Genomic DNA, 21,360 nt, shown 5'->3' on the forward strand with positions numbered 1-21,360 from the left:
CAACTGCCAACCGACCTTTATGCGATTCGACAAACTTACGACCAAGTTCCAGCAAGCACTGGCGGACGCGCAGAGCCTCGCCGCCCGTAACGACAACCCCTATATCGAGCCGGTACACGTGCTGTCCGCGCTGCTCGCAGACGCCGACAGTGGCGCGGCCAGTCTTCTGGCGCGCGCCGGCGTGGCCGTCAACCGGCTGCAACCTGCCCTGGATGCCGCCATCCGCGCCTTGCCACAGGTAGCGGGCAGCGACAATGTACAGGTGAGCCGCGATCTGCAGGGCGTATTCACGCGCACCGACAAAGAGGCCGCGCGCCGCGGTGACACCTTTATCGCCAGTGAGCTCTTCCTGTGGGCGTTGGCCGACGACAAGGGCGAGGCGGGCCGCATTCTGCGCGAAGCCGGGCTCCAGAAAAAAGCCCTGGAAACCGCGATCGACGCCGTGCGCGGTGGAGAAAAAGTCTCTGCCGCCGAGGGCGAGTCCAACCGCGAAGCCCTGTCCAAATACACGCTGGATCTCACCGAGCGCGCCCGTGAGGGCAAGCTCGATCCGGTGATCGGCCGCGACGATGAAATCCGCCGCACCATTCAGATCTTGCAGCGCCGCACCAAGAACAATCCGGTGCTGATCGGCGAGCCTGGCGTGGGTAAAACCGCCATCGTCGAGGGGCTGGCCCAGCGCATCGTCAACGACGAGGTGCCCGAGACATTGCGCGGCAAACGCGTGCTGTCGCTGGATCTGGCGGGCCTGCTGGCCGGCGCCAAGTTCCGGGGCGAGTTCGAAGAGCGGCTCAAGGCAGTATTGAAAGAGTTGTCGCAGGATGACGGACAGAACATCGTATTCATCGATGAGCTGCACACGATGGTGGGTGCCGGCAAGGCCGAGGGCGCGATGGATGCGGGCAATATGCTCAAGCCGGCGCTGGCGCGCGGCGAGTTGCATTGCATCGGCGCCACCACGCTCGACGAATACCGCAAATACATCGAGAAAGATGCCGCGCTGGAGCGCCGTTTCCAGAAAGTACTGGTGGGCGAGCCCGACGTCGAATCAACCATCGCCATTTTGCGAGGCCTGCAGGAGCGCTATGAAATCCACCACGGCGTGGATATTACCGACCCGGCCATCGTGGCGGCGGCTGAGCTCTCTCACCGCTACATTACCGATCGTTTTCTGCCGGACAAGGCCATCGATCTGATCGATGAGGCGGCATCGCGCATCCGCATGGAGATCGACTCCAAGCCGGAAGTCATGGACAAGCTCGACCGTCGCATCATCCAGCTCAAGATCGAGCGCGAGGCGGTCAAAAAAGAAACTGATGATGCGTCGCTGCGCCGTCTGGCTGCAATCGAGGAAGAGCTCGAACGCTTGCAACGCGAGTACAACGACTACGAAGAGGTCTGGAAGGCCGAAAAGGCCGCCGTGCAGGGCGCGCAATCCATCAAGGAAGAAATTGACCGAGTGCGCGCCGAAATGGCCGAACTTCAGCGTAAGGGCCAATTCGACAAGCTGGCCGAGCTGCAATATGGCAAGCTGCCTGAGCTGGAGGCACGTCTGAAGGCGGCTGATATGGCCGAGAGCGATATCGAGCGCGCCGAGGCCAAGAGCGGCAAGCCCAAATTGTTGCGCACCCAGGTGGGCGCGGAAGAGATCGCCGAAGTCGTGTCGCGTGCCACTGGCATTCCGGTGTCCAAGATGATGGAAGGTGAGCGCGACAAGCTGCTGCACATGGAAGATGCCCTGCACAAGCGCGTGGTGGGTCAGGATGAGGCGGTCAGTCTGGTTGCTGACGCCATACGCCGTTCTCGTGCGGGTCTTGCCGATCCGTCCAAGCCCTATGGTTCTTTCCTTTTCCTGGGCCCGACCGGGGTGGGCAAGACCGAGCTCACTCGTGCGCTGGCCGATTTCCTGTTTGATTCGGAAGAGCACCTGATTCGCATCGATATGAGCGAATTCATGGAGAAGCACTCGGTATCCCGCCTGATCGGCGCGCCGCCGGGATATGTCGGCTATGAAGAGGGGGGGTATCTGACCGAGGCCGTACGCCGCAAGCCTTACAGCGTGGTGCTGCTCGACGAAGTCGAAAAAGCGCATCCGGATGTGTTCAACGTCTTGTTGCAGGTCTTAGACGACGGCCGTCTGACTGACGGGCAGGGGCGCACGGTGGATTTCCGCAATACGGTCATCGTAATGACGTCCAACCTGGGTTCGCAGCAAATCCAGAGCATGTCTGGCAAGCCCTACGAGGTGATCAAGGACGTGGTGATGGAAGAGCTCAAGCAGACATTGCGCCCCGAGTTCCTGAACCGCATCGATGAGGTTGTGGTGTTCCATGGCCTGGATGCGCAGCACATCGAGTCGATCGCGCGTATTCAGATCAAGCGTCTGGCCAGCCGTCTGGAAAAGCAGGAAATGCGTCTGGATGTGAGCGATGCGGCGTTGAGCGAGATCGCTCTCGTGGGTTTCGATCCGGTGTTTGGCGCTCGCCCGCTCAAGCGCGCCATCCAGCAACAGATCGAGAATCCGGTCGCCAAACTCATTCTTCAGGGGGTGTTCGGCCCTCGCGATGTGGTGCCGGTCGACTATCAGGATGGCAAGTTCGTTTTTACCCGCACCTTGCAGTAAAGCCCGAGAGGCTTGGGCCGGCCGTGAGGCCGGCCCCGTCTGTCTGTCGCGTGCGGCGGCAGCCGGGGGGCAGGCTGGCCTGCCGCACATGGTTGCGGAGGGCCTCAATGAGCGCGGCGGCCGCCGGGCTCAATGCGCGGTCGCGGTCGCGGACGATGCATAGTGCGCGCGTCACATTGGGGTGCGACAGCAGCGCATAAGAGAGGCCGGGCAGCATCACGCGATGCGCGGCTAGTGCGGGCAGCAGCGCCACTCCCAGACCGGCCTGCACCAGCGCCGCTTGGGTGGTCGTGCTCGAGGCCTCATAAAAAGGGCTGGCGGCCTCGATGGGCAGATCGGCCCGCGCGCGCAACAAAGCCATGATGCCGGTTTCATCCGCGACGCCCACCAGCTTGTGTCCGGCCAGCATGCGCCATCGGACATGCCCATCTTTGCCGGGCTTGATGCCCGGGTCGTCGCTGCGATAGAGCACACCGAAACGGTCTTCCAGCAAGGGCGCAAAATCCAGGCGCGGCGCATCTGTCCAGGGGCTGGTGAGGCCAAAATCTACGTCGCCGGCGCTAACCAGGCGCTGGATGCTGCCCGAATTGTCATCGCGCAGATAGAGCCGGATGCCGGGGTAGTTGGCGGCGTAGCCAGCGGCAGCCGGTGCGATGATTTCGCTAATGGCGGAGGGGGCTGCAGCCACGCTTACGCGGCCGCGTTGCAATGATCCATAACGCACCGCATCGTCGATGGCGCCGTCAAAGTCAGCCAGCAGGCGCAGCACGCGCGGCAGGAAGTCCAGGCCCAGCGGGGTCAGCAAGACGCGGCGGCTGGTGCGTTCGAACAAGGCCGCTCCCAGGGCTGATTCCAACTGCCGTATCAGTGTGGTGACCGAAGACTGTGTCTGGAACAGGCGTTTGGCCGCGTGGGTGAAACTGCTCTCCTGGGCCACGGCTACGAAGGCGTTGAGGTGTTTGAGCGTAACGTGCTTGGGCAGGCGATGCATTGCAAAATCCGATAGATGGATCAACAAAAATAATTTTCCCAGATTGATGCTACGGCCGATACTGCGCGAAGACACGCCGGATCGGCCGGCGCGATGGCCAATGAAAATCTATGACCCAATCCTGTTCTGACGTGGCAGACCTCATCATCCGCGGCGCGGACCTCATCGACGGCAGCGGCGAGCCGCGCCGACGCGCAGACCTTGCCGTGCGAGGCGACCGCATTGTCGCGATCGGCGATCTGAGTGCGATGACGGCCGCTCGTGAGATCGACGCGCGAGGACGCGTGCTGGCGCCGGGGTTTATCGATGTGCACGGGCATGACGATCTGATGTTCGTCGAGAAGCCCGGCCTGCAATGGAAAACCAGCCAGGGCATTACCACCGTCGTGGTGGGGAATTGCGGCGTGAGCGGCGCCCCTGCGCCCAAGCCCGGTAATACCGCTGCGGCGCTCGCGCTGCTGGGAGAGACGCCGCTATTCGCCGACATGGGCAGCTATCTGGCCGAACTGGAGCGGCAAGAGCCCATGATTAACGTCGCCGCGCTCGTCGGGCACGCCAATTTGCGGCTGGCCGTCATGGAGGACGCCACGGCCACCCCCAGCGCCGAAGAGCAGGCCGCCATGGAGGCTTTGCTGCAATCGTCTTTGCTGGCGGGGGCGGTTGGCTTTAGCACGGGGCTTGCGTACGAGCCGGGCGGGCGGGCCCAGCCGGCCGAATTGCATGGCCTGGCTGGTGTTGCAGCGCGTCACCGCCGGCTGCATACCAGCCATATCCGCAACGAGGGAGACGCAGTGGAGGAGGCCGTCGAGGAGGTGCTGGAAATGGGCCGCGCCACGGGCTGCGCGACCGTGGTGTCGCATCACAAATGCATGATGCCGGCCAATTGGGGCAAGAGCCGCGCCACACTGGCCAATATCGATCGGGCGCGCGCCGAAGGCTTGGAAGTCGGCCTGGATATTTATCCTTATCCGGGCAGCTCCACCATTCTCATCCCTGAGCGCGCCGAGCAGATCGAAGCCATCCGCATCACCTGGTCTGTGCCGCACCCCGAGTGCGGCGGGCGCGATCTGGCCGATATCGCTCGCGAGTGGGGCTGCGACAAAACCACGGCAGCACGCCGTCTTCTTCCGGCAGGGGCCATTTATTTCGCGATGGATGAGGCGGAAGTGCAGCGCATTTTCCAACATCCGGGTTGTATGGTGGGCTCGGATGGCTTGCCCAACGATGCCCATCCGCACCCCAGGCTGTGGGGCTCGTTCACCCGCGTCTTGGGCCGCTTTGTGCGCGAGGCAGGGCTGATGACGCTTGAGGCCGCAGTGGCCCGTATGACCGCCTTGCCCGCCAGGGTCTATGGCTTGCAGGATCGGGGTGAGCTGCGAGTAGGGGCCTACGCCGACCTGGTTATTTTCGATCCCGAAACCGTGGCCGATTGCGCGACCTGGGATGCACCCACCAGACCTTCCGTCGGGGTGGACAGTGTCTGGGTCAATGGCGAAGCGGTGTTTCCCGAACCGCTAGCCCGCCGTCCTGGCCGGGTACTCAAACGCGAGTCCGTCTGATGCCGGTCCGCAGCCCTTGAGCCTCTCGCGTCTTGCGCGCCCGCTGCGGTGTTGGGTTCTTGCTGCATCCTGAACGGGTTCTCTCATGCGGTCTGATGCCGAGAATATTTCGGCTTGTTTCGGTTTGCACCCATGACAAGGGGACGGAGCGGGGGATAAGATAGCTCACCCCCGCTACGCGGGCCTTTTCTGAGGAGAGAACCTTGAGTCAGCAAGATTTTTTGCAAGGCGTGGGAAAACAGTGGGGCTGGGTCGCTTTGCGCGGTGTCGTCGCGGTGGTATTCGGCCTGCTGGCCCTGTTCATGCCAGGCGTGACACTCGAAGCCCTGGTGCTGGTATGGGGAGCTTACGCGCTGGTGGATGGCGTTTTCGCCTTGGCTGCCGGTTGGCGCATCCGTGATCAGAACAAACCATTGTGGCCGCTGGTGCTGGTCGGGATTGCCGGTTTGCTGGCAGGTGTCGTGACCTTTCTCTGGCCCGGTCTTACCACCTTGGTGCTGCTTTACATCATCGCGTTCTGGGCAATTTTTATCGGCGTGTTCCAGATCATCGCTGCAATCCGCTTCCGCAAGGAAATACAGAACGAGTGGTTACAGGGTTTTTCAGGCCTGATCTCCATGCTGTTCGGTGCCTTGCTGATCATGCAGCCGGGCGCAGGCGCGCTGGCCTTGGTCTGGGTGATCGGCATCTATGCCGTGATCTTTGGCGTCGTGCTGCTGGTGCTCGCCTTGCGGCTCAAGCGCCATCACGCCACCACGGCCTGATCCTGTCGCGCCTATGTCTCAGATGCTTGTTCCGCTGCATTTTCTTGCCGTCGGCGTTGGCGCCGCAGCCGGCGCGTGGCTGCGCTGGCTGCTTGGCCTGAAATTCAATGTCAGCGGCTGGCCCTGGGGCACTCTGGCTGCCAATCTCGGGGGCGGCTATCTGATCGGCCTGATTCTGGGCCTGATCACCCTGCATCCCGAATGGCCTGCCTGGGTACGATTGGCGCTGGTAACGGGCTTTCTGGGCGGCTTGACCACGTTTTCGACTTTTTCAGCCGAAGTGGTGCAGTACCTTGAGCGGGGGCAGTTCGGTCATGCGGCCGGCTATGCCGTGGTCAGTTTGGCCGGCTCGCTCTGCCTGACAGCGCTGGGGCTGGCCACAGCCCACTTGATGGGCCGCTAGGCTCAGGCTGACAGCAGCACCCGCGCAGCGGCCAGACCGCTGCGCAGTGCGCCTTCCAGCACGCCGGGATAGCCGGTGTCGGTCCAGTCACCGGCCAGCGCCAGTGTCGGCCAGGGCGTGGTATTCAGCGGCCGGGCCAGCTTGGGCAGGGCGGCGAAGGTTGCGCGCTTCTCGACGAACAATTCGGCGACTTCGATGGCGGGCAAAGGCGGTAAGCCGGCGCGCGCGGCCTGTTCGCTGATCTGCCCGACCAGCGCATCAATGGCGTCCTGCCTTTCCATATTGGCCACGACGGCAGCGGCGCTGCAGACCAGGGCCAATTCACCCTTTTGGGCATTGCCGGTCAGGCGGGCGCGGTCGAACAGCCATTGGCCCATCTGGCCACGATGGGGGTCTTCACGCAGCATCATCATGGGTTCAGGCAAAGGCCAGGGCGCGGCAAGGCGTAGGTTCAGGGTCGCAATCGGCTGATACTCAAAGGCTTGCATGGCCCGCAGCAAACCTGGCGCATTCGCGGTGCGCAGGGCGTTACCCAGCAGCCGTGCGGCGATGGCGGGCGGCACGGCCAGCACCGCGGCATCAAAGCGTTCGTCGTTGACATCCACGCCCGCCTCTGACGGTTGCAGGCGGCGCACCGTGTCGCCATAACGCATCTTGACTTGCAGCGCGACCAGGTCTGGCCACAGCGCGGAGAGGTCCACGCAGGGCATGAGCACATCGCTATTGCGGCGGTTGCCGCTGAGCGTATCTCGCAGCACGGCGGCAAAGAGCGAAGCGCTGGCCTGAACCAGCGGCGTGTTCAGGGCGGCCAGGCACAGGGGGGCCCAGATGTTGCGCACCACGGTTTCGGACTGCGCGTGATAATCGAGCAGGCTGGCGACCGTCCAGTCGCGTGGCGGCTGCCAATGACAGTGTTGCAGGGCGCGGACCAGTCGTAAGGCGGCAAGCTTGTCGCTCAGGCTCAGTCCTCGCGCCAGCAGCAGGCCAACGGCGGCGTGCAGCGGTGCGGGCAGAGGGGCGGCAGAAAACAAAAAGCTGCGATCCAGGCTGGCCAGCCGCAGGGGCCGGCGCATCAGCAGCGCATCAGGGTTGCGGCCCAATCGGCGCATCAGGGCCAGCGTTTCGGTGTAGGCGCCCAGCAGGACATGCTGGCCATTGTCGAGATCGGCGCCGAAAGCGGGATGCACGACGCGCCGTGCGCGTCCGCCCGGCGTGCGGCCGGCCTCGAATACGGTGACCTTGGCGTCGGCTTCGCGCAAGCTGGCGGCAGCCGCCAGACCTGCCCACCCGGCTCCGATGACGGCAACTTTCATTGGCCCAACCTGCGTTTGACGCCCTGGCCGCCCCCAACCCAGGTTTTCCAGGCCAACCAGAGTTTGCGCAAGGGGGTAAGCGAGATGCGCTGATGCAGGACCTGCCAGTTGTCGCGCTCGATTTCGTCGAGCAGGGCGTAGTAGATGCTTGCCATCATCAGGCCGGGCCGTTGTGCGCGGACATCGGCGTTCGGCAGCGCCTGCATCGCCTCGCGATAGAGCTCACGCGCCCTTGCCGCCTGAAAGGACATCAGGGCGGAAAAGCCTTCGGAGTAAGTGCCGTTGAGAATGTCGCTGGCCTTGACTTCGAACTTCTGCAAATCATTGATGGGCAGATAGATGCGCCCGCGCCGTGCATCATCTCCGACGTCGCGGATGATGTTCGTGAGTTGAAACGCCAGACCCAGCTTGGCGGCGTAGTCGAGCGTCGCCTCATCGGTGTAGCCGAAAATGCCTGCGGATATTTCGCCCACCACTGCGGCCACGTGCCAGCAATATTTGCGCAGCCCGGGCCAGTCGAGATAGCGCGTCTGGTCGAGATCCATTTCCATACCATCGATCACGGCCAGCAGACGCGCGCGGCTGATGCCGTAGGCCTGAAGATGGGGCTGCAATGCCCGCGTGACGGGATGTTCCGGATTGCCAGCGAACATGGCGTCGATCTGTGTGCGCCACCAGCCGAGTTTGACACGCGCCAGTTGCGGATCGGAGCTTTCGTCCACGACGTCATCGACCTCCCGGCAAAAGGCATACAGGGCCGTGATGGCGCGCCGCCGCTCCGGCGGCAGGAATAGGAAAGCGTAGTAGAAACTGGAGCCGCTTTTGGCAGCTTTGTCCTGGCAGTATTCGTCAGGGGTCATCTTGAAGTTAGCGCGCGCCAGGCCAGGATGGCCCAGTCTCGGGCACCCAGTTGTGGGCGGTTCATGAATACATCGTAGTCGGCCTGCTCGATGCGTTGCAGGATGCGCAGGCCGCCCTGGATCACCAATCTCAGTTCGAGACCGATGCGGCCGGGCAGGCGGCGTGGCAGCGCAGCGCCTGAGTGTAACAGCGCTCGGGTGCGATCGATCTCGAAGGCCATCAGCGCGCGCCAGGCCGGGGTCAAGCGGCAGGCGGCGAGGTCCTCCTCGCTGACGCCGAAGCGGATCAGGTCTTCTTCAGGCAGATAAACACGGCCTTTGCGCCAATCTACTTGCACGTCCTGCCAGAAGTTGGTGAGCTGCAGCCCCGTGCAGATCGCATCGGCATCGCGGATGTTCTCGGGCGTGGCGGCCTGATAGAGATGCAGCATCAGGCGGCCGACAGGGTCGGCCGATCGCGAGCAGTAATCCCGCAGGCTCAGGAAATCGGCGTAACGCAGCGTGCCCACGTCTTGCTCGAAGGCGGACAGCAGATCAAAAAACGGCGTGATGGGCAGTTGATGCTGCCGGATGGTGGCAGCCAGCGGCTCGAAGATGGGGGCAAGCGCGGGGTCGCCCGGCAGGCCGGCGCCCAGGTGATGCAATTCCGCGCGAAAGCGTTCCAACTCGGCCACTCTTTCGCTGGGGCTGGCTTCGCCCTCATCGGCGATGTCGTCCGCGCTGCGGGCATAGCGATAGATGTCGCGAACCGCCGGACGCAGGCGCCGGGGCAGCAACACAGAAGCAACGGGGAAGTTCTCGTAGTGATCGACAGCCATGTTGTCATGCGAAAAAAACACGCCGGACAAACTATTGTAGAGCCATGCCGGAAGGGCAGTCCGGATACGTTAGACTATCCGTCTCAGGAAGAAAGCTACCATGCCCCGTCCCATTTTCGCGCTGATTTCCCCGACTGCTTTGCGTCATAACCTTTCTGTGGTGCGTCAGCATCTGAATCGAGCGGCTGTGGCGGCCGGTGGCGTGCCGCCCTCCATCTGGGCCGTGATTAAGGCAAATGCTTACGGACACGGTATCGAGCGGGCGCTGCGGGCCTTCTCCGAGGCCCAAGGGCTGGCTATGCTGGATATCGAAGAGGCCGTGCGCTGCCGCGAAGCGGGCTGGGCCGGCCCCATCTTGTTGCTCGAAGGGTTTTTCACCCCTCAGGATATTGACCTGCTGGACCGCTATCACATCAGTACGGCGGTGCATTGTCAGGAGCAACTGGACATGCTTGCGCGTGCCAGGCCCTCGCATCGCATCAACGCCATGGTCAAGCTCAACAGCGGGATGAACCGGCTAGGCTTCTCGCCGCAAGCCTATGGCGCGGCCTTTGAAGCCGCTCAGGCGCTGATGCGTGATGGGGTCCTGGGCAGCGTCGGCAAGATGACCCATTTCGCCACTGCCGACGGGCCCCAGGGCCCGCAATGGCAGTGGGAGGTATTCCAGGCGGCCACTCAGGGGCTGCCCGGACCGGTCAGCGTGTGCAATTCGGCTGCCACATTGCGCTATCCCGAACTGGCCGCAGGCCCAGGCGCCACGCATTGGGTGCGGCCCGGTATCTGTCTCTATGGCGCATCCCCATTTTCCGATACCCCGGCCGCGGCATTCGGTCTGCGTCCTGCCATGACCTTGCGCGCCGAAATCATCGGTGTGCAGCAGGTGTCGCCCGGCCAGACGGTGGGCTATGGCGCGACCTTCGCCGCATCCAAAGCGATGCGGGTGGGAGTCGTTTCCTGCGGTTATGCCGATGGCTATCCGCGCCACTGCGCAACGGGCACACCGGTTACGGTGAACGGCGTAGCGACCCGTCTGCTGGGGCGTGTGTCCATGGATATGATGATGGTGGACCTCGACCCTGTGCCCGCGGCGGGTGTGGGGGCGCCCGTCGTGCTGTGGGGCGAGGGCGGTCCCGACGTCGATGCGGTGGCGGCAGCAGGCGGCACGATCGGTTACGAATTGCTGACCGCCCTGGCCGCGCGTGTGCCGGTCCGCGACGCTTCCTGAAACCGGGCCGGCGCTGTTGCGCTGTCAAGACGCTAGCCAAGAAGCACCAGTCAAGTTACAAGACGGCTTGGGCCGCTTCGGCCCTGGGTATTGATAAGCGAGGTTGGAATCCATGAAGGACAAATGCGTGCTCGTGACGGGCGCAACCAAGGGCATAGGCTGGGCGCTCACCCAGCGGCTGACCGACCTGGGCTGTCATGTGGTCGGTATTGCGCGCAACACGGCGGACGTGGATTTTCCAGGTTATCTCTACGCCTGTGACCTCGCAGATGCGGGCCGTACCGAAGAGGTGTTGCGTGACATTCGCGAGAAATATCCGGTCGATGCCGTCGTCAACAATGTGGGCGTGGTGTCGCCGCAGCCTTTGGGTGAAATCGATCTCGCCACTTTGTACAGCGTGCTTGATCTCAATGTGCGCGTTGCCGTCCAGGTGACGCAGGCTTTTGTCGAATCCATGAAGGTGCGTCGCTCCGGACGCATCATCAACATCGTGAGCCGCTCCATTCAGGGCGCCATGGATCGCAGCGCTTACTCGGCCGCCAAGAGCGCGCTCGTGGGCATGACGCGCACCTGGGCGCTGGAGCTGGCCGAATACGGCGTGACCGTCAACGCTGTGGCGCCTGGTCCGATCGAAACCGAACTGTTCCGTCGCGGTCATCCTGCCGGCAGCGAGGCCGAGAAACGCACGCTCGCCTCGATTCCTATGAGGCGCATCGGTGCACCGGCCGATGTGGCGGCCGCCATTGCCTTTCTGCTTTCGGATGACGCCAGTTTTATCACCGGCCAGGTGCTGGGCGTGGATGGCGGTGGCAGTCTGGGCGGCCGCTGATTCCTCAGGCCCGGGCTTACTGGCCGCCCGAGGCGGATGCGGAGCCAGACTCTGTTTGGTCCGGCTCGGGCAGGGCTTCGGCGGCGGGTAGCAGCACTTGCAGGTCCGGAGGCAGTTCGAGCTGCGCTTCGTCGCGATGTAGCGCGGCCAGTTGCACCACCGCAGCCTCCTGTTGGTTATTGCGCAGCAGATTGCGGATGTATTCGATGCGCGAGGTGGCGTCCGGGCCGGCGGGAGGCAGGGTTTGCTTCAGCAGGGGGCTGCCGTTTTCCGGCACGGTAAGCGACGCGGGCAGGGCGGGCGCGGACATGGCCGTGTAACTGCCGATGGCGGGGGGCTGGGTCAGTGCCTCATCAGGTTCGGGCAGGTCAGCCTGCGCTACGATCTCCTCGTCATCCATGCTGGAGGCGTCGTCGAAGCTGCTGTAGTCGGTCAGAACCAGCAGGCCGAACACCACAGCGACTGAACCCGCAATACCCCAGCCGGGATGCCAGGTGCCGTGCTGGCGGCGCAAGGAGGCCCCGGAAGCGGTGGCCAGCTCCGGCGAGACCGTGCTGCGGTAGTGCGCGCGCAGGTCCAGGTCTTCGGCGTCGTCATCGGGCGACAGGTGAGGGCACATGCAACTGACTCCTAGCGGGCCGGCAGAATGAAATACTGCGGCGCATCATGGCACAGAATAGCCTTGTCTACCTCGGCGGCGCCAGTGGCGGATGCTTCTTGAAATATTTTTTTGCTAAACCGGGGCCGCACTCGGCGCCTCAGCTTGCCGGTAAACTCGCGCCATGGCTAAATCGCGAACCGTTTATGTATGCGCCGAATGCGGCGGCACCAGTTTGAAATGGCAGGGAAAATGTCCCCATTGCTCTGCCTGGAATACGCTTGAAGAGACGGTCGAGTCTGCCGCGCCGGCAGCAGCGCACCGCTATGCGCCACTGGCCTCGGCCAGTCCCGTACGCAGTCTGGCCGATATCGAGGCGCGTGAAACGCCGCGCCAGCCTACCGGTCTGGACGAGTTTGACCGCGTTCTGGGTGGCGGTCTGGTTGAAGGCGCTGTCGTGCTCATCGGCGGCGATCCGGGCATCGGCAAATCCACCCTGCTCTTGCAGGCCCTGGCCTCGCTGTCGGCCAGTGTGCCCGTGCTCTATGTCACCGGCGAGGAATCTGCGGAACAGGTCGCTTTGCGGGCCCGGCGTCTCGGCTTGCAGACCGGTGCGGTCAATCTGTTGGCGGAAATCCGGCTTGAGGCTATCCAGGCTGCTGTTTCGCAGCAAAAGCCTGCGGTTGCGGTCATTGATTCCATTCAAACACTCTACAGCGGCGAACTGACCGCCGCGCCGGGCTCGGTATCCCAAGTGCGTGAATGCGCGGCGCAGCTTACACGGCTGGCCAAACAGACCGGTATCGCCATCGTCATGATTGGCCATGTCACCAAGGATGGCGCGCTGGCCGGGCCGCGTGTGCTGGAGCATATTGTCGATACCGTGCTGTATTTCGAAGGCGATACGCATTCTTCCTTCCGGCTTGTGCGCGCTTTCAAAAACCGTTTCGGCGCGGTCAATGAGCTGGGGGTCTTCGCCATGACGGATCGCGGTCTGCGTGGCGTGGCCAATCCTTCGGCCTTGTTTTTGTCTCAGCACCAGGAGCAGGTTGCAGGTTCCTGCGTCATGGCGACTCAGGAAGGCACTCGGCCCATGCTGGTGGAGATTCAGGCGCTGGTCGACACCTCCCATGCGCCCAATCCCAAACGCCTGACGGTTGGCCTTGAAAGCAACCGGCTGGCAATGCTGCTGGCGGTCATGCACCGCCATGCCGGTGTCAGCACTTACGACCAGGACGTGTTCGTCAACGCGGTCGGTGGCGTGCGTATCACCGAGCCTGCCGCCGATCTTCCGGTGTTGTTGGCCATCATGTCGTCCCTGCGTGACAGGCCCTTGCCCAAGGGGCTGATTACTTTCGGCGAAATCGGTTTGGCGGGGGAGATCCGGCCCGCGCCGCGCGGCCAGGAGCGCTTGCGCGAGGCCGCCAAACTGGGATTCTCTATCGCGCTCATCCCGAAGGCCAATGCCCCGCGTCAACCGGTCGAGGGCCTGGAAATCTGGGCGGTTGACCGGCTGGAAGAAGCCTTGGACAAATTGCGTTGACGCGGCCCGACGGGCCGGGTGTGGTGGGTTTCTGTTTCCTGGAACAGGGCAGGGGAGAGCATTGTTGAGCGTGCTGGTGATGGCGGCCTGTCTGGCCGCTGGCGGGGCAATCGGGTTTCTGGGCGGGGTGCTGGGCATAGGCGGAGGCCTGATTGCCATTCCTGCGCTGGGATTGTTATTGGGCATGTCGCAACAACTGGCGCAGGGCACGGCGCTCATCATGGTGCTGCCCACCATCGTGATGGCGGTGCGCAAATATAACCAGCATGTGCGGCTGGATAGGCGCGTGGCCATCGCCGGCGCAGCGGGCGCGGTGTTCTCGACCTGGGTCGGCGCGCGCTTGGCGCTGGACATCCCCTCACGCACCTTGCGTTTGGGGTTTGCGGCCTTTTTGTTTTGTATCGCCCTGTTTTATCTGTACAAGACCTTGCGCAAGCCTGCACCCTCAGGCGGCGCACGCCCATTTACCCCGCCGGCCGCCGTTGTCTTGGGCGTGGTGTGCGGCATGTTGGGTGGTTTCTTCGGCGTAGGCGGCGCCGTGCTTGCGGTGCCGCTGCTTACGACGATGTTCCGCCTGCCTCAGACCAGCGCGCAGGCCCTCGCACTGTCAATGGTGATCCCGGGGTCCACCATCGCGCTCATCACTTATGGCTGGGCGGGCGAGACGGATTGGCGCATCGGGCTGCCCTTGGCAGTGGGAAGCCTGTTGTTTGTGCCGGTGGGCGTGAGGTTGGCCTACCGGCTGCCGGAAAAGCGCTTGCGCGCCATCTTTGCCGCCATGCTGATGGTGACTGTTTTGTTGCTGATATTTGAAGCTTGATCTTTCAGGCTTCTGTCGCGGGTATGACCAAGCTTTACGCAGGAAAAAAAAGAATGCAGTCATGAACCTTTTGCGAGGCGAGACTCTCCAATCCGGTACAAGAAGCACGGCGTTTTGCCGCGTCTTGCAAGGGGAGATTTGCCCCGAGGAGTTCACATCATGACGACCCATTCCCGCATTGCTGCCTTTCTGTCCACCTCTGCCCTGTGTCTGGGTCTGGTTGCTGCACCCTCTTTCGCGGCACCGGCCGATCCCGTCGGCACATCGTCCGCCACCACTAGCGAGAGCGGCAAGGCCGGCCAGCACAAGCACGCCAAGGGCAAGACGCATCACCACGCCAAGCCGATGGGCAAGCAAACCAAGTAATCCTCTGAGTTGCCGCTAGGCCGGGTCGGGCCGGGCCAGGCTTGGCTTTTTGCTTTTCAGGCGTAGCGGCGCAGAATGCGTCGATACCAAAGCTGCAGCAGCAGCGCCGATAGGCCCAATCCCATCATGGCCATCAACCACATGGTGGCCGCGCCCACTGGCGTACCCGGCAGCAGCGGTGCGCGCAGCCATTCCAGGCCGCCCTTGCCCGGACCGAAGCCGAACCACCAGCCACCGAACAAGCCCACGCCGGCCAGCGCAACCGTTTGCAAAATCAGCGGCACTACCGCGATTTTGTAGGCGCGCAGCAGGTAAGAGTTGATGCACTGCATGGAATCGAAGAAATGGAACAGCGGAATCAGCGCCATTAACGAGCCCGCGACGGCGGCGACGCCGATGTCATCGGTATAGGCGGAGATGATGAGCGGTCGGCCAAAAAGCAGTATGGCCGCAGTCATGGTTGCGCCTAGCAGACCCAGCAGCAGGCCGGCCGTGCCGACACGGCGCGCCCGTTCGTATTGGCCGGCGCCGATGGCTTGGGCGGCGATGGCCGCGCTCGCGACGCCTAGCGCCATGGGCATCATGTAGCATAGGGCAGCAACGTTGGACATGATCTGATGTCCGCCGGATACCAGCGTGCCTTCGCGCGCCACCAGCAGCGCCATAAAGGTGAAGGCCGATACTTCAACCAGATAAGAACCGCCCATGGGCAGGCCCAGGCGCAGCAACTCCTTTAGCACCTTGGGATCGGGACGGCTCAGGCGCAGATCGAATTGCTTGAAATAGCGGTCATGGCGGATCAGCCACCACCCGGCGCTCAGGCTCAGGGCCGATACCAGAGCGGTTGCTAGGCCGGCGCCAGCCGCACCCAGGGCAGGCAGGCCGAACTTGCCGTAGATGAATATCCAGTTGAACAGCGCCTTGAAGCCAATTGCCGCCAGATTGATGGTCATCACCACCTTGGGTCGCGATACGGCAGTGCCTAGCGCGTAGATGGTGCGAAACACCAGGGCGCTGGGCAAGGCCAGCACCAGGGCGCGCAAATACCAGGCGATGCGGCTGCGTACTTCGGGATCGACATCGCCCGAAAACGCCAGCCACATGTCTGGAAAGCATAACAACAGGGCGCCGATTACCGACAGGCCCAGTGCCAGCCAGACGCCCTGACCCCAGACATGCCCGACCTCGCGCATGCGGCCTGCGCCATAGTTCTGGGCCGCGATGGGGATCAAGGCATGCAGCACGCCCATCAAGCCAACAAAAACCGTGATGTAAACCGAGGCCGACAGCGACATCGCCGCGAGATCGCGCGGGCTAGCGTGGCCCGTCATGGCGGTGTCGAGCACGCCAAAAGAAATGCCGGCCCATTGACTGATCAGGACAGGCCAGGCTTGGCGCGCGATGCTTCGCATCGTCGCGCCGATGCCGGCGCGGGCCGCAGTGTTCATCGGGAAGAGGGCAGGCGCAAGAGACGAAACACCTCATGGCGGTCGGCATTCCTGCCGCCACGCCACAATTCCTGGGCGCCGTCGGTATAAGCCGCAGTGCCGTCGCGCAGACTGCTATTGGTGGTTTGTTGCAGCACCAGTGTGCAGCGCGAGTCGTAGCTGAAGGTGAGGTTGTCGAAAATGAGGAAGGAGGCGCGCTGCCCGCTTCCCAGGCTCAGACCTCGCAGGCACTCTCCGGGTTGGCGGTATTTCTCGATGGCCGCGGCGAGTTCTCCTGAAACCGTGCGGTAGCTGCGGGCATAGTCCACGGCGGGCTGCCATAGCAGCACCAGCAGCAACCATGTCGCGGTCAAGCCACCCGCGGAAAGCACCGTGCCGCGCCACAGCGCCGCCGGCTTGACCCGCAGCCGCCATATCACGAGCAAAGCCCATGCTGCCGTGACAGCCAAGGCCAGCGCGAAAGCCGTCCACGAGATGACCGGCTGATAGCCTGTCGTTTGCCGTGCGATATTCCGGGCGATTTGGGCTGGCCAGCCAAAATGCAGCGCGACCCAGCCCAGCCATGCCGTGGCGACGGTAAGTGAAAAACACATCACTGCGAACCAGTCGAGGGTGTTGACCACGCCCCGGCGCAGCGTGGGCAGCGCGAACGCGCTCAACACGGCGCAAGGCACAGCCAACAAAATGTACTCGGCATCGTTGGGGTCTTCGAGAAAGAACAGCATCAGACCCGACGTGGCCAGCAGCATCAGGGGCAGCCAGATATGCGGCGAGAACAGCCAGCTGCGCCAGCGCCAGATCGACACCACCGCAAGAGGCCAGGTCGGCCAGAGATACCAGGGCAGATCGCGCAGCGTACGCGCTGACAAGCTCAGTTCAGGCAGCGAAAAGGACGTGATATTCCAGGTTTTCCAGTTGCGTATCCAGTAGCCGCTGCCTTGCGATGCCGGAATCCACCAGGCCAGGATCAAGGCGGTGGCGAGCAGTGCTGCCAGCGGCAACCAGCGCAGGCGTTGCCATAGTGCGCTGCGTGGCACGAAGGCCAGAAGGGCTGCCAGCATGATGGGCGCGCCGCCCAACCAGCCGCGCGTGAGAACCCCCCCTGCCAGCGCAATGCCCAGCGTGACCGCGCCCAGCAGGGGGCGGTCCAGCGTGCGCGCCAGGGCGTAGAAGGTCAAGGCCTGCCAGGCCATGATGGCGGGCACGACCGAGGTTTCGTGCACCCGCTGCAAGATGCCCACGGTTGCGATCAGCAGCAAGAGCGCCGCATCCGCCAGCATGCGGCCATAGTCTCGCGGCGGCGGCTCGCCTCCGAAAGGCAGTGCCAAAGGCTGGGCCTCCTGGCGCCGACCCAATAGATAGGTGCCGTACCAGACGCTCATCGTGCACATCGCGAACCACAGCAGATTGGGCAGGCGAGCGGCCGTGATGTCTCCCAGCAAGGGGCCGAACAGCCATATGCAGATGGCGCCGATCCAGGCCAGCATGGGGCCTTCCTCGGCGTGGGCCAGATGACCCACCTGCGGCAGCAGCCACGTCACGCCGCCCTCGCGCAGCGTGGTCACCATCGTTGCCATGCCGACCGCGTCATCGGTTTTCCAGGGGTCGCGCATGAACAGCCCGGCCACGATATAGGCGAGCGACAAGCCCAGCAGCACCAGACGGGGCAGCTTGGCAGTGGCTAGTATGGTCAGCCGGGCGGGAGTGGAGCGCGTAACGGGGGACACGGAGGTAATGTAACCGACCGGCATGACACCGGCTGTTTTCACTGATGGGTTACCCGCCAGACAAGGAAAGAGGCGGAGGAAAAAAAAGCAGCCCGAAGGCTGCTTTTTTTCCGCGCCTCCCGAGGGAGATGCCAGGGGAGGCGACGGCGAGCGGCGTCGGATCAGGAAGCCTTGACCGTGCCAGCAGTACGGGCGAAGCGGGCGCGGAATTTTTCAACGCGACCGGTTTCAACGATACGCGTTTGAGCGCCGGTGTAGAACGGGTGCGATTCGGAGGTCACGTCGCACTTAAAGAGCGGGTAGGTCTTGCCGTCCAGCTCGATGTTTTCGCGGGTGTGAACGGTCGAGCGGGTGATGATCTTGCCGCCCGTTTGCACGTCCAAGAACACCACTTCGCGGTATTCGGGGTGAATGCCTTCTTTCATGAGAGATTCCCTGGGTTTGCGGGTCGCCAACAAATCCAAGCCGCCTGACTTGCCGCGTGGCGGCACACGGTGCGCGCGCCGCCCACTAAGCTGTCAAGTGGCAAAGCTTGCCACGTATCCAAAAAGTAACCACGCATTCTAGCATGGCCTGCCATGCCTGAACAGGTTCTCTCAGTTACAGGTCGGTGCGCAGGGTCCAGATCTCCGGGAACAACACCACCTCGAGCATCTTGCGCAGATAGCCGACACCCGATGTTCCTCCTGTCCCCTTTTTGAATCCTATGACACGTTCCACCGTGGTTACGTGGCGAAAGCGCCACAGACGGAAGGCGTCTTCCAGATCCGTCAGCTTTTCGCCCAATTGGTAGAGATTCCAGTAGCGATCGGGCTCACGGTAAACCGTCAGCCACGCGGCCTCGACCTCCGGGCTGGCTTGATAGGGCTGGGTCCAGTCGCGTTCCAGGTGGCCGGCCGGAATGGGCAGCCCTTCGCGAGCGAGCAGGCGCAGGGCTTCATCGTAGAGCGACGGGGCTTCGTAAGCGGCCTGCACTTCGGCCAGCAAGTCGGCCCGGTGTGCGTGGGGGCGAAGCATGGCGGCGTTCTTGTTGCCCAGGGCAAACTCGATTTCGCGATATTGATAGCTCTGAAACCCACTGGAGCGCGCCAGATAGGGGCGCAGCGCCGAGTATTCCGGCGGCGTCATGGTGGCCAGCACATCCCAGGCATGGACCAACTGCTCCATGATTTTGCTCACACGGGCCAGCATTTTGAAGGCAGGTGGCAGTTGATCGTTGCGAATCTGGCGGATGGCGGCGCGCAATTCATGCAGCATCAGCTTCATCCAGAGTTCACTGGTCTGGTGCTGAATGATGAACAGCATCTCGTTGTGTTCGGGCGACATCGGATGCTGGGCGCTCAAGAGCGCGTCAAGATCCAGATAATCACCATAGGTCATGTCTTTGCGGAAATCGAGCTGGGCGTTTTCCTGGTGGACGATGTCTTCGGGCTTGCTCATGGCAGGGTCTCGTGGTCGGGTCTACCCCGCCTGCGGCGCAGGGGCGGCAGGCGGGGTGAGGAGGGCTTGCGAGTCTGGCGTTGGGCGGGGGATCAGCCCAGTTCGCGCAACACGGCGCGCACCGGACTGGCATCAGCCTGAACCAGCGCGAGCGGCAGGGCGATCAATTCGTAGTCGCCCGGCTCGACCGTGTCGAGCACCAGGTTTTCCAGAACGCGGATATCGCGCCGCAGAATGACGTGGTGGCTGTCCAGGGTTTTGCTGGTGGCGGGGTCGATGCTGGGCGTATCGATGCCGATCAGGCGGACCCCGAGGCTTGCCAGCCATTCGATGGTTTGCGGGGCGTAGGCCGAGAAATCATCCGTCCACCAATGGACAGCCGCGTGCTGCGCTGTCCGTACCAGCACACGCTCGGGCATATCATCGGCTGCGTGAGCCAGGTGCTCGGGCAGGATCAAGGGGCCGCAGTCGAGCGCATGAATAACGCGGCAGGGGCCCAGGAAAGGTTCCAGCGGCAGGCAGCCGGCCGCCGCCGCACCGTTGGCATAATGCAGCGGGGCATCGGCATGAGCGCCGATATGGGGCGACATGGTGATTTCACTGACATTGACCGGACATTCGGGCGAGAGTTGCCATTTCCATTGCTGACGATAGGGCGTATCGCCCGGAAAAATGGGCGACTGGCTTGAAATCGGCGGCGAAATGTCCCAAAGGCGCTTCATGAAAGCTCGGTATAACTATCCGTCGCGTAGTCTACCGAACCGTACGCTGTCGGCCTAGCGGCTTTTTTGTGCCGGCAGGCTCGAATGTCGGGGGCGGCTGCTCAGATCAGGCCGCGCTCGGCCATCGATAGGGCCTGGTCTCGCGCTACGATGATGTGGTCCACGAGCCGGATGTCCACCAGGGCCAGGGCCTGGCTCAATTGCTGCGTAAAGGCGCAATCGGCGGCGCTGGGCTGCGGATTGCCGGAAGGGTGGTTGTGCGCCAGGATGATCGCGCCGGCATGCAGCCGCAGCGCTTCACGAACCACTTCCCGCGGAAAAACCGAGGCGCGTCCCAGGGTGCCGCGCTCCAGTTCGCCGCAGGCCAGCAATTGCAGTTGCTGGTCGAGATAAAGGGCAATGCAGTGTTCCACTGGCTGGTGGGCCAGGGCGGTGAGGCAATAGCGCCGCACCTCTTCCGGGTGTTTCATGGCCTGGCGCCCGAGCAGGGTTTCTTCGATGCTGCGGCGTGACAGCTCAGGCGCCACCAGCAGCGAGCAGGCCTTGGCCACCCCCAGCCCGGGTTCGGTGCATAACTCTTGTGCGGAAAGGGCAAATATCCCGCGCAGCCCCCCATGGCGGGTGAGCAGGCGCTGGGCCAATTCCAGGGCGTTGCACCCATGTCTGCCGGTGCGCAGGCAGAGCGCAAGCAGTTCGGCATCGTTCAATAATGGCGCGCCCAGACGCAGCAGCCGTTCTCTCGGGCGCTGGCAGGGGAGCAGGGTATCGGGCAGGTTCATGCGGTAGGCTCTAAAATGTCTGATTCTCGGTTGCTGACATGATGGCGCTGCCTGGCGCCCGATACCCCTCACTATGACTGTTTCGATCCATTCGGACTCCTACTTGACCCTGCACTATCGTGTCGTCTTGGCCTCAGGCCCGGCCGAAGGCTCGGTCTTCAGCGATACCTTTGATGGCCGTCCGGCCACTTTGCAGATGGGCACGGGCCAATGGGCTCCGGGTATGGAAGCCGCTTTGCTGGGCCGCGCCGAAGGTGAGAAATTCAGCTTCACGCTTGAGCCCGCGCAGGCTTACGGCGACCGTAATCCTGATCTGCTTCAGAAAGTCACGCGCAGCATGTTGTCGCAGCACGCGGGGGAGGACGCCAGCTTCAGTCCTGGCGATCTGGTCGAGTTTGCCGCTCCTAATGGTGGTCGCTATTCCGGCGTTCTGAAAGAAATCAATGATGAATGGGCCTTGTTTGATTTCAACCATCCTCTGGCCGGCACCCGGCTGAGGGTCGATGTCGATATTCTCGGAGTGCTTTGATGA

At 63.1% G+C, this 21,360-nt stretch carries 21 protein-coding genes; 10 read left to right on the top strand and 11 right to left on the bottom strand.

Annotation, left to right across the window (positions count from 1 at the left end):
- The first annotated feature begins 19 nt into the window (after positions 1-19).
- Entirely contained in the window at positions 20-2,623 is a 2,604-nt protein-coding gene (gene clpB, locus U0029_RS05370; protein WP_039052142.1) for an ATP-dependent chaperone ClpB, read from the top strand.
- Here clpB and U0029_RS05375 read toward each other — a convergent pair.
- Positions 2,604-3,614, bottom strand: a complete 1,011-nt coding sequence (locus tag U0029_RS05375; protein ID WP_114852587.1) for a LysR family transcriptional regulator — start codon at positions 3,612-3,614, stop codon at positions 2,604-2,606. The genes clpB and U0029_RS05375 overlap by 20 nt on opposite strands.
- 110 nt (positions 3,615-3,724) lie before the next feature.
- On the opposite strand from U0029_RS05375, the gene U0029_RS05380 reads away from it, so the two are divergent.
- The 3 genes from U0029_RS05380 (at position 3,725) to crcB (ending at position 6,340) form a co-directional block, all read left to right on the top strand.
- Positions 3,725-5,173: an N-acyl-D-amino-acid deacylase family protein gene (locus U0029_RS05380; protein WP_012418083.1), complete on the top strand. Its 1,449-nt coding sequence runs from the start codon at positions 3,725-3,727 to the stop codon at positions 5,171-5,173.
- Positions 5,174-5,376: 203 nt separating this feature from the next.
- Positions 5,377-5,937: an HdeD family acid-resistance protein gene (locus U0029_RS05385; RefSeq protein ID WP_012418082.1), complete on the top strand. Its 561-nt coding sequence runs from the start codon at positions 5,377-5,379 to the stop codon at positions 5,935-5,937.
- A 22-nt stretch (positions 5,938-5,959) separates the two neighbouring features.
- Positions 5,960-6,340 carry a fluoride efflux transporter CrcB gene (crcB, locus tag U0029_RS05390; RefSeq protein WP_039052149.1) on the top strand — a complete coding sequence of 127 codons (381 nt, stop codon included), beginning with the start codon at positions 5,960-5,962 and terminating at the stop codon, positions 6,338-6,340.
- 2 nt (positions 6,341-6,342) lie between these two features.
- Here the strand turns inward: crcB and hpnE are convergent, their stop codons facing one another.
- The 3 genes from hpnE to hpnC are packed head-to-tail and all read right to left on the bottom strand — an operon-like array spanning position 6,343 to position 9,331.
- On the bottom strand, positions 6,343-7,653 hold the full coding sequence (gene hpnE, locus U0029_RS05395) for a hydroxysqualene dehydroxylase HpnE (protein ID WP_114852571.1): 1,311 nt from the start codon (positions 7,651-7,653) through the stop codon (positions 6,343-6,345).
- The gene (hpnD, locus tag U0029_RS05400; RefSeq protein ID WP_114852570.1) at positions 7,650-8,513 is read right to left on the bottom strand and encodes a presqualene diphosphate synthase HpnD; all 864 of its coding nucleotides are present in this window, start codon (positions 8,511-8,513) and stop codon (positions 7,650-7,652) included. Before hpnD ends, hpnE begins: the two co-directional genes overlap by 4 nt.
- Entirely contained in the window at positions 8,510-9,331 is an 822-nt protein-coding gene (gene hpnC / locus U0029_RS05405; RefSeq protein ID WP_012418078.1) for a squalene synthase HpnC, read from the bottom strand. Before hpnC ends, hpnD begins: the two co-directional genes overlap by 4 nt.
- A 100-nt stretch (positions 9,332-9,431) precedes the next feature.
- Between hpnC and alr the strand changes: the two genes are divergently transcribed.
- A complete protein-coding gene (alr, locus tag U0029_RS05410) occupies positions 9,432-10,556 on the top strand; it encodes an alanine racemase (protein WP_012418077.1) in 1,125 nt (374 codons plus the stop codon).
- Between the two features lie 112 nt (positions 10,557-10,668).
- Positions 10,669-11,385 carry an SDR family oxidoreductase gene (locus tag U0029_RS05415; protein ID WP_114852569.1) on the top strand — a complete coding sequence of 239 codons (717 nt, stop codon included), beginning with the start codon at positions 10,669-10,671 and terminating at the stop codon, positions 11,383-11,385.
- 16 nt (positions 11,386-11,401) lie between these two features.
- Here the strand turns inward: U0029_RS05415 and U0029_RS05420 are convergent, their stop codons facing one another.
- On the bottom strand, positions 11,402-12,004 hold the full coding sequence (locus tag U0029_RS05420; RefSeq protein WP_169507435.1) for a hypothetical protein: 603 nt from the start codon (positions 12,002-12,004) through the stop codon (positions 11,402-11,404).
- 163 nt (positions 12,005-12,167) lie between these two features.
- Here U0029_RS05420 and radA point away from each other — a divergent pair, with 163 nt between their 5' ends.
- The 3 genes from radA (at position 12,168) to U0029_RS05435 (ending at position 14,712) form a co-directional block, all read left to right on the top strand.
- Entirely contained in the window at positions 12,168-13,526 is a 1,359-nt protein-coding gene (gene radA, locus U0029_RS05425; protein ID WP_039052141.1) for a DNA repair protein RadA, read from the top strand.
- A 64-nt stretch (positions 13,527-13,590) separates the two neighbouring features.
- Positions 13,591-14,346 (top strand): sulfite exporter TauE/SafE family protein, encoded by a 756-nt coding sequence (locus U0029_RS05430; RefSeq protein WP_114852584.1) that lies wholly within the window; start codon positions 13,591-13,593, stop codon positions 14,344-14,346.
- 159 nt (positions 14,347-14,505) lie between these two features.
- The gene (locus tag U0029_RS05435) at positions 14,506-14,712 is read left to right on the top strand and encodes a hypothetical protein (RefSeq protein ID WP_012418072.1); all 207 of its coding nucleotides are present in this window, start codon (positions 14,506-14,508) and stop codon (positions 14,710-14,712) included.
- A 56-nt stretch (positions 14,713-14,768) separates the two neighbouring features.
- On the opposite strand, the gene U0029_RS05440 is transcribed toward U0029_RS05435, so the two are convergent.
- From U0029_RS05440 to radC, 6 genes are all read right to left on the bottom strand, one after another.
- Positions 14,769-16,160 carry an MATE family efflux transporter gene (locus tag U0029_RS05440; RefSeq protein WP_012418071.1) on the bottom strand — a complete coding sequence of 464 codons (1,392 nt, stop codon included), beginning with the start codon at positions 16,158-16,160 and terminating at the stop codon, positions 14,769-14,771.
- Positions 16,157-17,887 (bottom strand): ArnT family glycosyltransferase, encoded by a 1,731-nt coding sequence (locus U0029_RS05445; RefSeq protein WP_114852583.1) that lies wholly within the window; start codon positions 17,885-17,887, stop codon positions 16,157-16,159. The genes U0029_RS05440 and U0029_RS05445 overlap by 4 nt, the downstream gene beginning before the upstream one ends.
- 161 nt (positions 17,888-18,048) lie before the next feature.
- A complete protein-coding gene (locus tag U0029_RS05450) occupies positions 18,049-18,312 on the bottom strand; it encodes a type B 50S ribosomal protein L31 (RefSeq protein WP_012418069.1) in 264 nt (87 codons plus the stop codon).
- A 175-nt stretch (positions 18,313-18,487) separates the two neighbouring features.
- Complete coding sequence (kynA, locus tag U0029_RS05455; RefSeq protein WP_114852568.1) at positions 18,488-19,327, bottom strand: tryptophan 2,3-dioxygenase; 840 nt, start codon at positions 19,325-19,327, stop codon at positions 18,488-18,490.
- 92 nt (positions 19,328-19,419) lie between these two features.
- Complete coding sequence (kynB, locus tag U0029_RS05460) at positions 19,420-20,049, bottom strand: arylformamidase (protein WP_114852567.1); 630 nt, start codon at positions 20,047-20,049, stop codon at positions 19,420-19,422.
- A 101-nt stretch (positions 20,050-20,150) separates the two neighbouring features.
- Positions 20,151-20,828, bottom strand: coding sequence for a RadC family protein (gene radC / locus U0029_RS05465; protein ID WP_012418066.1), 678 nt, complete (start codon positions 20,826-20,828; stop codon positions 20,151-20,153).
- A 73-nt stretch (positions 20,829-20,901) separates the two neighbouring features.
- Here radC and U0029_RS05470 point away from each other — a divergent pair, with 73 nt between their 5' ends.
- Complete coding sequence (locus tag U0029_RS05470) at positions 20,902-21,357, top strand: FKBP-type peptidyl-prolyl cis-trans isomerase (RefSeq protein ID WP_012418065.1); 456 nt, start codon at positions 20,902-20,904, stop codon at positions 21,355-21,357.
- The last annotated feature ends 3 nt before the right edge of the window (positions 21,358-21,360 follow it).

Origin of the sequence: Bordetella avium, from assembly GCF_034424645.1 — a bacterium.
GTDB classification, from domain to species: domain Bacteria; phylum Pseudomonadota; class Gammaproteobacteria; order Burkholderiales; family Burkholderiaceae_B; genus Bordetella; species Bordetella avium.